The 13,400-nt window shown below is 57.2% G+C and carries 13 protein-coding genes; 10 read left to right on the top strand and 3 right to left on the bottom strand.

The genetic code is table 11. The features are described 5' to 3' along the window. The first annotated feature begins 44 nt into the window (after positions 1–44). The 5 genes from Q669_RS04365 (at position 45) to Q669_RS04345 (ending at position 2,212) form a co-directional block, all read left to right on the top strand. Complete coding sequence (locus tag Q669_RS04365) at positions 45–275, top strand: hypothetical protein (protein ID WP_022991391.1); 231 nt, start codon at positions 45–47, stop codon at positions 273–275. 86 nt (positions 276–361) lie between these two features. Beyond that, complete coding sequence (locus Q669_RS04360) at positions 362–745, top strand: hypothetical protein (RefSeq protein WP_022991390.1); 384 nt, start codon at positions 362–364, stop codon at positions 743–745. Positions 746–917: 172 nt separating this feature from the next. Beyond that, positions 918–1,328 (top strand): VOC family protein, encoded by a 411-nt coding sequence (locus tag Q669_RS04355; RefSeq protein WP_022991389.1) that lies wholly within the window; start codon positions 918–920, stop codon positions 1,326–1,328. 94 nt (positions 1,329–1,422) lie between these two features. After that, entirely contained in the window at positions 1,423–1,755 is a 333-nt protein-coding gene (locus Q669_RS04350; protein WP_011787250.1) for a hypothetical protein, read from the top strand. A gap of 82 nt (positions 1,756–1,837) precedes the next feature. Then, complete coding sequence (locus Q669_RS04345) at positions 1,838–2,212, top strand: nuclear transport factor 2 family protein (RefSeq protein WP_022991387.1); 375 nt, start codon at positions 1,838–1,840, stop codon at positions 2,210–2,212. 40 nt (positions 2,213–2,252) lie between these two features. Here the strand turns inward: Q669_RS04345 and Q669_RS04340 are convergent, their stop codons facing one another. Continuing rightward, on the bottom strand, positions 2,253–3,581 hold the full coding sequence (locus Q669_RS04340; RefSeq protein ID WP_022991386.1) for a GGDEF domain-containing protein: 1,329 nt from the start codon (positions 3,579–3,581) through the stop codon (positions 2,253–2,255). A 48-nt stretch (positions 3,582–3,629) separates the two neighbouring features. Between Q669_RS04340 and Q669_RS04335 the strand changes: the two genes are divergently transcribed. Continuing rightward, positions 3,630–4,037 (top strand): GFA family protein, encoded by a 408-nt coding sequence (locus tag Q669_RS04335; protein ID WP_022991385.1) that lies wholly within the window; start codon positions 3,630–3,632, stop codon positions 4,035–4,037. Between the two features lie 211 nt (positions 4,038–4,248). Here the strand turns inward: Q669_RS04335 and Q669_RS04330 are convergent, their stop codons facing one another. Together Q669_RS04330 and Q669_RS04325 are read right to left on the bottom strand one after the other, a co-directional pair. Continuing rightward, positions 4,249–6,852, bottom strand: coding sequence for an EAL domain-containing protein (locus tag Q669_RS04330; protein ID WP_036148793.1), 2,604 nt, complete (start codon positions 6,850–6,852; stop codon positions 4,249–4,251). Positions 6,853–7,006: 154 nt separating this feature from the next. Next, positions 7,007–7,813: an enoyl-CoA hydratase-related protein gene (locus Q669_RS04325; RefSeq protein WP_022991382.1), complete on the bottom strand. Its 807-nt coding sequence runs from the start codon at positions 7,811–7,813 to the stop codon at positions 7,007–7,009. 196 nt (positions 7,814–8,009) lie between these two features. Between Q669_RS04325 and betI the strand changes: the two genes are divergently transcribed. The 4 genes from betI to Q669_RS04305 all read left to right on the top strand — a co-directional run bounded on the left by betI (position 8,010) and on the right by Q669_RS04305 (position 13,276). Further along, positions 8,010–8,603 carry a transcriptional regulator BetI gene (gene betI / locus Q669_RS04320; RefSeq protein ID WP_011787244.1) on the top strand — a complete coding sequence of 198 codons (594 nt, stop codon included), beginning with the start codon at positions 8,010–8,012 and terminating at the stop codon, positions 8,601–8,603. A 62-nt stretch (positions 8,604–8,665) separates the two neighbouring features. After that, complete coding sequence (gene betB, locus Q669_RS04315; protein ID WP_022991381.1) at positions 8,666–10,135, top strand: betaine-aldehyde dehydrogenase; 1,470 nt, start codon at positions 8,666–8,668, stop codon at positions 10,133–10,135. 27 nt (positions 10,136–10,162) lie between these two features. Beyond that, on the top strand, positions 10,163–11,848 hold the full coding sequence (gene betA, locus Q669_RS04310; protein WP_011787242.1) for a choline dehydrogenase: 1,686 nt from the start codon (positions 10,163–10,165) through the stop codon (positions 11,846–11,848). A 171-nt stretch (positions 11,849–12,019) separates the two neighbouring features. After that, positions 12,020–13,276 carry a BCCT family transporter gene (locus tag Q669_RS04305; protein ID WP_227499557.1) on the top strand — a complete coding sequence of 419 codons (1,257 nt, stop codon included), beginning with the start codon at positions 12,020–12,022 and terminating at the stop codon, positions 13,274–13,276. Positions 13,277–13,400 lie beyond the last annotated feature (124 nt).

The following is a 13,400-nucleotide window of genomic DNA, read 5'->3' as shown; positions in this document are numbered from 1 at the left end:
AGGTGCCTCCCTATCCCGATTAAATTCAGGGAGGAGTCGCAAACATGGAGAAAGTTGTCACCGGCCTGTTTTTGGTGTATGCAGCGTTCCAGCCATCGCTGCAAACACTGGCAATCATCGCAGGCCTGGTCAGCGTTGTGTCCTTCATCGCTATTGCGTGGTCTGTCGGCGGGTACAATGAGTCTGTCCGTAAGGTTGTTATCGCAGACATTGTTGCCATCGTCGCGCTCATTGGTGCAGGGATTATCCGTGTCGTCAGCCGCAACTTAATTTAACCAGTCAATCAAGTTCGTTCCGGCCTGCTGCCTCCACCGGACGCCCCTGTCGGGCCGCTGAATATTGGTGTTATGAGTGATTTTCTATGAATGTGACAAGGAAGCCTGTTCATATATTTTTTATCGAGCACTTGCTGTATTCGGTGTATCTGTTCATTTGGCTGGTGTTGGCGGTTTTTGTCATACCAAAGTTGTTGGTCCGTTACGCCAGTGTCGTGCCGCCAGAGGTCGCAATTTGGGTTTTGCCAGCGTTCACGATGATCCCAATAGTTGCAGTTCTATATTTTTGGTTTCCTTATAGTGCGGTTCGGCTTTGGGTCGCTGCTGGTAATCACAATGATGGGATCGGGCAGTATGCGTGGCGTGTGTATGCTGCTGCTATCTTCGTAGTGTTCGGTTTTCTCGGGGTGATGACGGTGTTTTCTGCCGGCGATTTTTTTGAGCTCTTCCAGGCGCCCCACACGGGCTAAGCAGTGGGCATTCAATCATACAAGCCGCTCAATGGTGACGCTGCAGGCGGCGAACATTAGCGGAGCGTTATGTGCGCAAGATGGAACTGGCAAGGCCCCACTTCAGTAGACACCTTCTATAAATAGGGTAGCCCCTGACACGAAGGTGCTCGATGAACCACGGAGGTATTGTATGGAAATCAAGTGCATTTCAGGTTTTGCGTCCATAACCAAAGACCCTGCGGCAAGTGCGTCTCTGTATGAGGATGCGCTGGGCCTGCCGCTGGAGAAGATGGACGACTACCGTTTCATGGATAAATTCCCCGGAGCGAATCATTTCGGAATATGGCCCCTTTCTATGGCAGCTAACTCCTGTTTTGGCCAGGAGGAATGGCCCGACCATATTCCTGAGCCTACGGCTACCATTGAATTTGAGTTGGCGGATGCAGCGGCTGTAGAGGCGGCAGTGCAAGAGATGAAGGAATGGGGACAGGAATTCGTTCATGAAACCCGCACTGAACCCTGGGGGCAGACAGTGGCACGGTTTATGAGCCCCGAGGGTGTGTTGGTTGGCCTGAGTTATGCGCCATGGCTTCATGAATAAGCGCCAGACTGTAGCGTCCACGCGGAAGGCTATTCCGCTGATGCTCCAACGCCAACCGGTTACGCCGGATAATTTAAATGGTAGGGAAACTCGCATGATCAATAAGGCAGTTCTAATTCTTTTATTTCTACTATCAGGATCAGCTCTCGCTGAAGGAAAACCACCTGAGCTTTGGTCATGGTTTAAAGATCTGAACAAATCCAAAGAGGCTTGTGAGATACAAAGCTCGTATGCCCTGCAAGTCCTGGGTCTGGAGAATCAGGTTGAGAATGAATATGGAATATACGGGAACGTAAAGTCGAACCGTGTTGTGGTTAAATGTATAGAAATATCGCCTAATCAAAGCAAGCTCATGGTTGCGGTTGCCGGCTACAACAGGGATTCGGTTGAGCTTGTGAGAAATAAAATTATTGATTCAATTCAGTAGGATATAGCCTTTTCAGGGCTAGACATCGCGACGCCTGTGGCATTGAGGCTTCGCCTTCAGTTCTAAAGACAGGGATCAGTCCATGAACCAGGAAGCTTTGATAAAAGTACGAGAAAACTGGTACTCAGCGTTTTTCTCGGGTGACGTTGAGCACCTTGCTCGGGTCCAGGCAGACGGTTTCACCGTCACTACCGAGCGAGGTGTCCAGTCCAAGAAATCCCAGATCGACGCGATCTCCTCAGCCAAGCGCAATGGAAACTGGTTTCCCCAAGGCGGACAAAAACACGATACGGAGTTAACCATCCAGGACTCTGATGGCGGCGCCATAGTCACTGGTCAGGGGTACACAACTTCTGGTCAATCCCAAGGGCCGGTAGTCGCGTTCTCCGAGACCTGGGAGTGGGATGGTGCTGCTTGGCGGGTTGTCAGTCTGAGCTACAGCGCAGCCAGGAACTAAAATCAACAAGGCAGGCCGCAGCGGCCCTTACTCTTCGGGCCTATGGCTGCGCACTCAGCATCGGCCCCGATTGAACGTTCTGGCCTTCCGTTGCCAGATCGACAACGCGGTTACGTCCCTGTTTTTTGGCGGCGTACAGCGCGTTGTCCGCACGGTGCAGCACGGCACTCCACTCGCGGTCACTGGAATCGTAGTGAGCCACTCCGAAACTGGCCGAGAGCGTTAAACAGACATCATCACCAATCGTGATCTGAGTGTCTGCCGTTTTGGCTCTGAGTTTCTCCGCCACCTCTAACCCCTGCTCGGTGTCTTTACCAGGCAACAACAGAACAAATTCTTCGCCCCCGAAACGCGCCACCACGTCATGCTTTCGTATGTGCTCTTTGAGCGTATTGGCAAAGCGCCTCAATACCTCATCGCCTACATGATGGCCGTACTGATCATTCACTCTCTTAAAGTGATCCAGGTCGCACATGATAATGGCGAAAGGTGCACCTGAACGCTGCGCTCGGCTGAACTCAATGTCACAACATTCGTCGAATGCCCGCCTGTTGTAGAGCCCCGTTAAAGGATCAATTCTGGCGATTTCGGAGAGTTCATCCTGCAATTCACCGGAAGCCATCCATATCGTGCAGAAGGACGATAAAATAACCAAAAACTCTCCCGCAACAATCGCCAATGCACTAAGCCACCCGGCGTTCATGAAATCTTCAGGCGGTACTTCGTAAAACGACCGAAAAAACCGGAAAATAAAGAATGCGCTCACCAGCAAAAACATGGCGATGAGCATTTTGCCGGCCATACGGTTATGGCTTTCGCGATGTCGTAAAAATCCGGTGGCACCAATCAGGCAGGCAGCTGCAAAAACAATAGAGAAGGCCTGAATGCGCAGGTTCACATCTGGAATATGAAAGGTATAAACGTACATTAAAGCCGCCAGCACCAGCACCAGTGCGGTGCTCAGCCAGCGTTCATGGCGCAGAGAGATACCGCGAAAACGAAACAGCCCTCTGTATATCAACACTACTCCTATAATGATTGCGGTATTGGCAAGCACTATGGAAGCAAAATCGTAAATAAAATGGCGCAGGCCAAGCAGCACACAGCCGCCGCCGATCAGAAAATATCCTGCGCCCATGGTTCGGATTCCGGAGAACTTGGTATGTTCTCTGGAATAAGCAAACATACCAAGACCGAACACCAGGCTGAACAGCATTAATGTCAGGCTCAGGGTGCGAAAATCAAGCTGAATAGCCATGGGCTTTCCTGTAAAAAATGGCAGCGGCGCCTGCGCTCCACTGAGGCCCATTGTAGCGGTTAAGCCTGCGCCATGCAGCCAGTTGGTGGTGCCTTTGCCGAAGCTTTGCATGCACGCGAACACCGGTTGTTACCTCGAATACTGAAGGGAGGGAATGCGATGACGGATTATGTTGGCTCTTGCCTGTGTGGCGCCGTGAAGTTCGAGGTGCACGGAGACTTCGACAGCTTTTACCTGTGTCATTGCCGGTATTGCCAGAAGGACACCGGGTCTGCCCATGCGGCAAACCTGTTCTCCCAGTCGGCCCGGCTGGTCTGGCTGGCGGGTGAGGAGGCGGTGGCCTCCTATACGCTCCCGGGCACCCGGCACCAGAAGTGCTTTTGCCGAACCTGTGGTTCGGCTGTGCCCAACACCCATATTCCAGGTTTTCTGGTAGTGCCCGCCGGGTGTCTGGACTCGGAGCTCTCCCGGGTGCCTACCGCGCATCTTTTCACGTCGAGCCGGGCAGCCTGGGATCACGCGCTGGGCGATGTGCCGGAGTTCTCCGGTTTGCCGAAGGCGACTTGACGTAGGCTATAGTGCTGAAGGACGGCGGATGATGATCACGGTTTTGCTGAAGGGGCTGGTGGTCTGGGGCGGTATTCTGGTGCTGGCCTGGCTGGTGCTCATTTCATCGAAGATCCGGACCAGTTCAGGATAAGCCGGAATACGTGCAGTCCAATTTCGTGCGCGGCTATACCCGTACGAATGTCCGGCTGGGCAAGCGGGATGCGGCTGGTTAATCCGACCAGCTCGCGTTGCGACTTTCTTCAGGCTGCCGTTGTTTTTCCAGCCAGTCGACGGTGTCTGTCAGCGATTGCGGGCGGCACAGGCAGAAGCCTTGCAACAGGTCCGCGCCCATGGCTTTCAGGCGGGCGGCGTCCTGGCCGCTCTCCACGCCTTCGGCCACTACCTGATAGCCCAGGGTGTGGCCCATGGTGATGGCGGTCTCGACAATCACCCGGGCGCTGTCACTGGCCTGGATGTCGTGTACCAGGGTACGGTCGAGCTTGAGTTCCGAGGCGGGGATTTGCTTCAGGTACGACAGTGAGGAATAGCCGGCTCCGAAATCGTCGATGGAGATGCGCAGGCCCAGGGCGGACAGTCTGCCCAGTGCCTCCAGCCCTTTCTCAGGGTCGTCCATGGCGGCCGTTTCGGTGAGTTCTACGGTGATATGGCCAGCGTCCAGACCATACCGGTTCAGACACTGGGCGAACTGTTCTTCCAGCCCGGCCGAGAGCAGATCCCGCGCCGACACATTGATGGCCATCCCCAGCCCGGGTTGAATCTGATGCAGTGCATGGAGATCGCTCAGGGCCTGGTCGATTACCCAGTGAGTCAGTTGGGTGATGACCCCGGTTTTCTCTGCCAGCGGAATGAAATCGATGGGCGGCACCCAGCCGCGCTCAGGGTGTTGCCAGCGGATAAGGGCTTCAAAGCCGATGATCTGACCGCTGCGGAGATCCATTTTGGGTTGATAGTGGAGTTCGGTGGTGCCGTTGGTCAGGGCTTCTTTTAGGTCCGACATCAGGGTAAGCCGGCGCTCATCGTAGATATCGTTGCTGCGTGAGTAAAAGCCGGTTTCAAAGGGGCCGTGGGGCGCCATTTCCATGCCGACATGGGCGTTGCGGATCAGTTCACTGGCTTTGTGGCCGTGCTCGGGATAACTGGCTGCGCCAAATCGTGGATGCGGCTCAATGGCCAGGTGGTCCAGCAGCACCGGTTCGGCCAGTTGTTTGAGTGCCTGGTCCAGGGGCTGGAAATCGTCGTCGGCCCGTTCCACATCTACCAGCACGCCAAAACTGTCGCCGGAGAGCTGGTATATGCGCTCTACGCGGCCCCGGCTATCCAGGCTGGTGTGTACCATCGGCAGTTCCTTGGCGAGCGTACACATTTGTTCGGCAATGGCTCTCAGCAGGCGCTCACTTCGTTCCAGGCCCAGGGTTCGGTTGATATCTTTCAGGCGGGTGATCCGGGCGACGCCCACCATGTAGCGGCGCTCCGGGTGGGCCCGAAGCTCTTCATCAATCATCCATTCAAAACGGTTACGGTTGGGCAGGCCGGTCACCGGGTCGTGGCTCATGACGTCGTTCAGGCGGTCCTGGGCTTCGCTGTGGGCTTTCTCCTGCCGCAGGCTGTCTGCCTGGGCCCGGATTTTCTGTTCCCGCTCCCGGTACAGTCGGTCGGCCAGGGCCAGCGTGAGAATGAACGCTTCCAGCCCGGAGCCAATCTGCATGGCGTATTCGGTAAAGAACGTTTCCGGAAACAGCCCCAGTGCGCGCCCGGAGGTGGCGAGCACCCCAATGGTTAATGGGGTCCAGGCAAGGGTAAAGAATATGCCGGCGCGTACGCCGGCGGCCCAGGCAATCGGGCCGGCGACCAGCAGCAGGGAAAAGAACACCAGCGCAGACACCGAAGCGAGCTGGATCCCGGTGTTGTAACTCATGAAAGGAACCGACACAAAATAGCTGATTTCAAACACCAGCATGGCAATGAGCGCATTCCGTAACCGGGGGCTGTGCTGTCGCACCTTCAGGAATTCCATGCAGAACAGAATGGAAAACATGGCCAGGAATGGCATGGACAACATCAGTACATGGGCATGCAGGTCGGGCGCGTTGGGATAAAGGTGCTGGAATGAAAACCCGCGGATGGACGCAAAAAACGCCAGGTAGCCGAAAATGGCGAGCGCATAGAACAGGTAGAGTTTTTCCCGGAGCGTCAGGAAGACCGCCAGGTTGATCAGAATGATGACGGACAGGCAGCCGTAGTAGAAAAAATGCAGCTTCTGTTCATCAGCGACCGACTCGAAAAACTCGTGTTCGCGCCAGATGGTCAGGGGCAGCACCATGGTCCCCTGGGTGGCCACCCGAATCATCAGCGTGGCGGTCCCACCAGGCTCCAGCGCAAAGCGCAACAGGTTGTTGGGGTGGTTTACATCCCTGGGGTAAAAGGGCCGGGTATCGCCGGTTTCCAGTGTCCGTGTGACGGTGCGGCCATCCAGCAGATAAAACCGGACATCGTCCAGCTGGGAGTAGCCGAGTTCTGCCACCAGGTTGAGCCGGGTGTCGGCCGCATTTTCGACAGGGATTCGGAGCCAGTATGCGGAGGAGGTAATGCCCAGGGTGGCTTTGCCATCCGGCTGGCGGCTCCAGCGGGCGTCTGGCAGTGCCAGCACGTCCTGGAGGGAGGCGGACGCATCAGGATCTTCCCAGTACTGGAACTGGCTGTCAATGGGTTGTTCGGCGCTGATGACAACGGTTGGCGAATTGGCATAGGCGGCTTGGCTGCACAGAACGAGCAGTGTAACCAGGACCGTGCGACATGCGTGTTGCAGGTTCACCAAAAGCCGACCTCGCTAGCCAACTCTGACATTGTTTATTGTTATGTCTACCCCGTCAGTCTAGCAATGCTGGGCCGCGAGGGAAGCCCACGTGCGGTTTTAATGTAGCAAAATGTGTCATATTGCTAAGTAATTGATGCGTCTTGCGGTTTTACTACTTCTTCCGGCTAAGCGCCTCCAGCATGCGGTTCACGGCTTCCAGGTGCTCCGGCTCATTGTGGCTCATGCCCTGGAAGCAGGCGCAGATATCCAGGAAATCCCGCAGTTCCGTGCGTTGGGCCATTTTCATCAGGCGCTTGGTCAGCCGGGTGGCCTTGGCGGGCTGCTGGGCGATACTGCGGGCAAGTGTCATGGCCGCGTCCATTAGCTGATCGGCAGGCACCACGTCCATCACGATACCAAGCTGTTTGGCTTCGTTGGCGTCGATCACGCGGCCGGTAAGCGTCAGCTCAAACGCTTTCTGGTAGCCGATCAGGCGTTGAAGGAACCAGGCCCCGCCGTCACCGGGAATGATGCCCAGGTTCAGGAAGGTTTCGCCAAACTTCGCGTTGTCTGCGGCCAGGCGAAGATCCGCCATGTTGGCCAGATCAAATCCTGCGCCGATGGCCTGGCCGTTCACCGCCGCAATCACCGGCACTTCCACGGCGTCCAGTGCCAGGGGGATGCGCTGGATGCCCTTTCGGTAGCGCTCGGCGCATTCCGCCGGGTCGCCTGCGAAGTCCCCGCCCCGTTCCGCCATATCGCGAATATTACCCCCGGCACTGAAGGCCGAGCCTGCACCGGTGATCACCAGCACGGATACCTCCTCGCAGCTGTTCACCCACTCGGCGGTGGCAACAATATCGTCGATCAGATGGGAGCCGGTGAGCGCGTTGCGCAGGTCGTGGCGGTTCATGGTGAGCGTGGCCACTCGGTTTTCCAGAGTCAGCAGGGCATCGGTGAGTTGGGGCAGGGTACTCATAGTGGCTCCTTGTTGTTCGCGGTTGTCCCGATTGTGTCCTGACTGGCCGGCGGTTACCAGCAACCTTTGGTGGAAGACGCATCCAGTGTAATGAGGTGATGTGGTGGTTTTCTGATCAAATTTGAAATCCCTGTCACGTTTCTGTAGCCTTTAATTTAATTGAACGTTCAATTAATAAAGATTGGATGGAAAGCCCATGCCGAAAGTCGGAATGAAAGACACCCGCCGCCAGCAACTGATCGACGCCACCATGGAGTCCATCGCTGAACTGGGGATGCAGAACACCACGATCGTGAGCATCAGCAAGCGGGCGGGAATGTCGTCCGGCATCATCAGCCACTATTTCGGGGGCAAGCAGGGGCTGATTGAGGCCGCCTTGCGCTACCTGCTGGACCAGTTAGGCAAGGAGCTGCGGGAGCGCATGGCGAAAACTGATCGCTCCCCGGCTCAGCGGCTGGACTGCATCATCGAGTCCAACTTTTCCGAGTTCCAGCGTTCGGCGCTGGCGGCGAAAACCTGGCTCAGCTTCTGGGCCCGCTCGATGCACGAGCCAGGGCTGAAGCGTTTGCAGCAGATCAACAACGCCCGGCTGTACAGCAACCTGCGTTATTCCTTCGCGCAAGTGCTGCCGCAGGCCGAGGCGACAGCCGCGGCCCGGCAAACGGCGGCGATGATCGACGGGTTCTGGTTGCGCAGCGCCCTGAGCCTGGACCCGGCCGAGAGCTTTGAAGCCGGCGAGCGGCTGTGCAAGCAGTTTGTCCACGAGACACTGGCCCGGGCTGGCGTCTGAGCCAATTTGAATTCCATGGCCCACAAGGCCTGAAGACACCGAACAGAGGTTACCAACGCGCTATGTCTGCATCTCTTCCTGTGGTTCAGAATTTTGTCCACGGCCGGTTTCTGGCCAACAGCACCGGCGAGACCTTCCCGGTGGTGAATCCGGCCACGGGCCAGGTGATCTATGAAGTGGAAGTGGCGGATGAGTCTGTGCAACAGGCCGCCATCGAGAGCGCCCGCGCCGGTTTTGCCCAGTGGGCCGCCACACCGGCCATTGAGCGCAGCCGTATTCTGCTGAAAGCGGTGGCCTTGCTCCGCGAGCGCAACGACGAGCTGGCGGCAGTGGAAGTGCGTGACACCGGTAAACCTTGGCAGGAAGCGGAAGCTGTGGATGTGGTGACCGGCGCCGATGCCATTGAGTTCTTTGCCGGCCTGGCGCCGTCCATCGAAGGTAACCAGCAGGATCTGGGTGGCGATTTCTACTACACCCGCCGGGAGCCGCTGGGCATCTGCGCCGGTATCGGCGCCTGGAACTATCCGATCCAGATCGCCTGCTGGAAGTCGGCCCCGGCCCTGGCCTGCGGCAACGCCATGATCTTCAAGCCATCCGAAGAAACCCCCATGGGCGCAGTGAAGCTGGCGGAAATCTTTATCGAAGCCGGTGTGCCGGCGGGCGTGTTCAACGTGGTGCAGGGCGCTGCCGAAGTGGGCCAGTGGCTGACCCATCACCCGGAGATTGCCAAGGTGTCGTTCACCGGCGAGGTGGGCACCGGCAAGAAGGTGATGGCCGCCGCCGCGTCGTCGCTGAAAGACGTGACCATGGAACTGGGTGGCAAGTCGCCGCTGATCATTTTCGACGACGCGGACCTGGAGAACGCCATCTCCGCCGCCATGGTGGGTAATTTCTACACCCAAGGCGAGATCTGCACCAACGGTACCCGGGTGTTTGTGCACGAGGACCTCTACCCGCGCTTTATCGAGCGCCTGCTGGAGCGCACACGCAAGAACATCAAGGCCGGTGACCCGATGAACCCGGACACCAACTTCGGCGCGCTGATCTCCAAAAAGCATCAGGAACTGGTGTTGGGTTACATCAGCAAAGGGCTGGCCGAAGGCGCCACGCTCAGCCACGGCGGACGGGCCTTTGAGCCGGAGGATTCTCCGGGCGGCTATTTCGTGGAACCGACCATTTTCACCGACTGCACCGACGACATGACCATCGTGAAGGAAGAGATCTTCGGGCCGGTGATGTCTGTGCTCACCTTCCGCGACGAAGACGAGGTGATTGCCCGTGCCAACAATACCGATACCGGACTTGCCGCGGGTGTGTTCACCAATGATATCCGCCGGGCACACCGGGTGATTCACCAGATCCAGGCCGGCATCTGCTGGATCAACAGCTACGGTGCCTCCCCGGCGGAAATGCCGGTGGGTGGCTACAAACTCTCCGGTATCGGTCGTGAGAACGGGCGCGAGACCATTGCGCACTACACCCGGATCAAGTCGGTGTATGTGGGCATGGAAGACATCGACGCCCCGTTTTAACCCTGCAGGCCACAGAGGAGAACGCGTATGAAAGAAAACCAATACGACTACATCATTGTGGGTGCGGGCTCAGCCGGTTGTGTGCTGGCTAACCGTCTGACCGAGGACAGTGAAAACCGGGTGCTGCTGCTGGAAACCGGTGGCAGTGACAAGAGCATCTTCATCCAGATGCCCACCGCGCTATCCATTCCCATGAACACCAAAAAGTACGCCTGGCAGTTCGAGACCGAGCCGGAGCCGTATCTGGACAATCGCCGCATGCATTGCCCCCGGGGCAAGGTGCTGGGTGGTTCGTCATCCATCAATGGCATGGTGTATGTCCGTGGCCATGCCCGGGATTTCGACGAGTGGCAGTCTGAAGGTGCCGACGGCTGGAACTACCGTAACGTGCTGCCCTATTTCAAGAAGGCGGAAACCTGGGCCTTCGGCGGCGATGCCTACCGGGGGAATTCCGGCCCCCTGGGTGTGAACAACGGCAATAACATGCGCAACCCGCTGTATACAGCGTTCATCCGGGCCGGCGTCGATGCCGGTTATCTGGAGACCGATGATTACAACGGTGCCCGCCAGGAAGGTTTTGGCGCCATGCACATGACCGTGAAGAACGGTCGCCGCTGGTCCACCGCCAACGCCTACCTTCGCCCGGCCATGGCGCGGCCGAATCTGACGGTGGTCACCCATGCCCTGGTGCATAAGGTCCTTCTGGAGGGCAAAACCGCCACCGGCGTGCGCTATGAGCAGGGCGGCCAGGTGCATGAGGCCAAAGCCGCCAAGGAAGTGATTCTGTCGGCCGGTTCTATTGGCTCGCCACATTTGTTGCAGCTTTCGGGTATTGGCAAGCGCGAAGTGCTGGAGCAGGCCGGTATTGAGGTGAAGCATGAGCTGCCGGGCGTGGGTGAGAACCTGCAGGATCACCTGGAGTTCTACTTCCAGTTCCGCTGCCAGAAGCCGGTCTCCCTGAATGGCAAACTGGACTGGTGGAACAAGCTCAAGATCGGGGTGCGCTGGATTCTGCGCAAGGATGGCCTGGGGGCCACCAACCATTTCGAGTCCTGTGGTTTTATCCGCTCCAAGGCCGGCGTTGAATGGCCGGACCTGCAATACCATTTCCTGCCGGCGGCCATGCGCTACGACGGCCGCGAAGCCTTTGATGGCGACGGTTTCCAGCTCCACATTGGTCATAACAAGCCGAAGAGCCGGGGTTTTGTGCATGTGCAGTCTGCCGACCCCAAACAGGCCCCGCGCATCCGTTTCAACTACCTGGAACACGAGGCCGACCGCGAAGGCTTCCGCGACTGCGTGCGCCTGACCCGGGAGATCATCAACCAGCCGGCCATGGACGAGTACCGCGGAGCAGAAATCCAGCCCGGTGTGGATGTGCAGAGCGATGAGCAGATCGATGCCTTCGTGCGCCAGGCGGTGGAGAGCGCTTATCACCCGTCCTGTTCCTGCAAGATGGGCACTGATGCGCTGGCGGTGGTAGACCCGGAAACCCGCGTGCGCGGTATCCAGAATCTGCGGGTGGTGGATTCGTCCATCTTCCCGACCATACCCAATGGCAACCTGAACGCGCCCACCATCATGGTGGCCGAGCGGGCAGCCGACCTTATCCGGGGCAGGGAGCCCCTGCAACCTTCGGACGCGCCGGTCTTCATGGATGACCAATGGCAGGCGCGCCAACGTCCGGGACAAGCGAAACGGTCGCTGGCCTAGCGACCGCAGTCCCGGCCCGGGTACGCAAGGTGCCCGGGTAGCAAGCCCTCAGGATTTCCCTATCAGCGCGACGGCATCCCGCCGTTTTCGGGCGACTGATAGGCAAGTCCTGGGTTTGTGTCCGATTCGAAAGAAGCAGCGCTTACAAAGTAGAGGAGGAACACCCATGCTGTGCACTACAATGACAAGGAACAACCGGAGGGAGATCGCATGACACTCTGGTTATCCACAGGCCTGATCTTTACCTTCGCCGCCATCGCCCTGATTCTGTATCGGTGGTGGAACATGCAGTGCATCGGCGTTACGCCGGTTCGCACGCTGACCTTCATTGCCATCCTGTTCACCTCCGGTCTGGATGTGGGGCTGATCATGTTCCCGCTTACCGAGTTCGGTGGTTACGGCAATGTCTCTGAAAACCCGGAATACGCCTTTGCCAACCCGCTGGCCATTGAGTTCGGGTTCTGGGCCTTCCTGATCTGGGGCTTCTATTTCCTGACCTGCTTCTACTTTGCCATCATTGAGCCGCGGGTGAAGTTCTTCGAGATTCCGATGGTGAAGCTGGTCAACAACGTGGTGATTATCGGCACCTGCGCGTTCACCGCTTACCTGCTGCTGGTGAATCTGCCCTGGTATCTGCCGCAACTGGGCGATGGTGAATCGGTGGTGCCGGCGTTCTACCTCATCGTGTTCCTGTCCATTGCGCTGGCTGTGTATTCCAGCTCCAAGGTCAAATACATCCGTATTCTGAGTGTTGGTTCCAGTGTGCTGTTCATTACCCTGATTGCGGGTATGTGGTTCCGGGCATTTGTTATGGGTAAAGGCTCGCCGGCAGATTTCTTTGGCACCGCCGGCATGCTCGGTGAGTACTTTGCCAACATCCATCACTTTGTCCTGCCCATCAACGACTACCACGAGTTTTATCTGTTCTGGTGGTTTGCCTGGAGCATCATGATTGGTCAGTTCACCGCGCGTTTCGTGAGTGGTATCAAAACCTGGCAGCTGCTGATTGCCATGCTGGTTGTGCCGTCCGTTGCCATTGGCGTGTGGTTCAGCGTGCTCTATTACTATCACGCGGAGGGGCTGAAGATTGCCGCCTTCACCAACATCGCCATGATCTCGGTGGGCGTGTTGATGGTCATCAACTCCCTGGATTCCCTGATCCGGCTCTACACCGATAACCTGAACCTCACGGCGCAACGCCTGGGGCGGGTGAATTATGTGCTCTTCAACCTGGTGGCCATGGTCGGGCTGACCATGTTGTTCAAGCTGGATTTCCTGCGGATTCAGTGGGTGGGTGCGCTGGTGATTGCACTCTACTTTGGTTGCTTTGGTTATATACTGCTCAGGAAACGTTCAGAGGTGGCTGCCATCCAAACGTCACCAAAAGAAAATATTCTGGACTTCCGCAAGATTGAACTTGCAGGTTAAGGCCCCATATCAATGGCAGGTGGCTGAAGGCCCGGAAGGCTTTTGGCCGCCATGTTTAGCCGAAGTTGATGGCTGTATATAGGCTATGCCTATGCTGAGATTGGAAATAATCAATTTTCACTCA

It is taken from the genome of Marinobacter sp. C1S70 (assembly GCF_000475355.1).
Classification (GTDB): Bacteria; Pseudomonadota; Gammaproteobacteria; order Pseudomonadales; family Oleiphilaceae; genus Marinobacter; species Marinobacter nauticus.
The sequence above is the reverse complement of the archived record's forward strand: the minus strand, read 5'-3'. Positions and strand labels throughout refer to the sequence as shown.

Bases quoted from the DNA above. Each gene is read 5' to 3' on its own strand.
- Q669_RS04365 (WP_022991391.1), top strand. From the start codon at position 45: ATGGAGAAAGTTGTCACCGGCCTGTTTTTGGTGTATGCAGCGTTCCAG.
- Q669_RS04360 (WP_022991390.1), top strand. From the start codon at position 362: ATGAATGTGACAAGGAAGCCTGTTCATATATTTTTTATCGAGCACTTG.
- Q669_RS04355 (WP_022991389.1), top strand. From the start codon at position 918: ATGGAAATCAAGTGCATTTCAGGTTTTGCGTCCATAACCAAAGACCCT.
- Q669_RS04350 (WP_011787250.1), top strand. From the start codon at position 1,423: ATGATCAATAAGGCAGTTCTAATTCTTTTATTTCTACTATCAGGATCA.
- Q669_RS04345 (WP_022991387.1), top strand. From the start codon at position 1,838: ATGAACCAGGAAGCTTTGATAAAAGTACGAGAAAACTGGTACTCAGCG.
- Q669_RS04340 (WP_022991386.1), bottom strand. From the start codon at position 3,581: ATGCAAAGCTTCGGCAAAGGCACCACCAACTGGCTGCATGGCGCAGGC.
- Q669_RS04335 (WP_022991385.1), top strand. From the start codon at position 3,630: ATGACGGATTATGTTGGCTCTTGCCTGTGTGGCGCCGTGAAGTTCGAG.
- Q669_RS04325 (WP_022991382.1), bottom strand. From the start codon at position 7,813: ATGAGTACCCTGCCCCAACTCACCGATGCCCTGCTGACTCTGGAAAAC.
- betI (WP_011787244.1), top strand. From the start codon at position 8,010: ATGCCGAAAGTCGGAATGAAAGACACCCGCCGCCAGCAACTGATCGAC.
- betB (WP_022991381.1), top strand. From the start codon at position 8,666: ATGTCTGCATCTCTTCCTGTGGTTCAGAATTTTGTCCACGGCCGGTTT.
- betA (WP_011787242.1), top strand. From the start codon at position 10,163: ATGAAAGAAAACCAATACGACTACATCATTGTGGGTGCGGGCTCAGCC.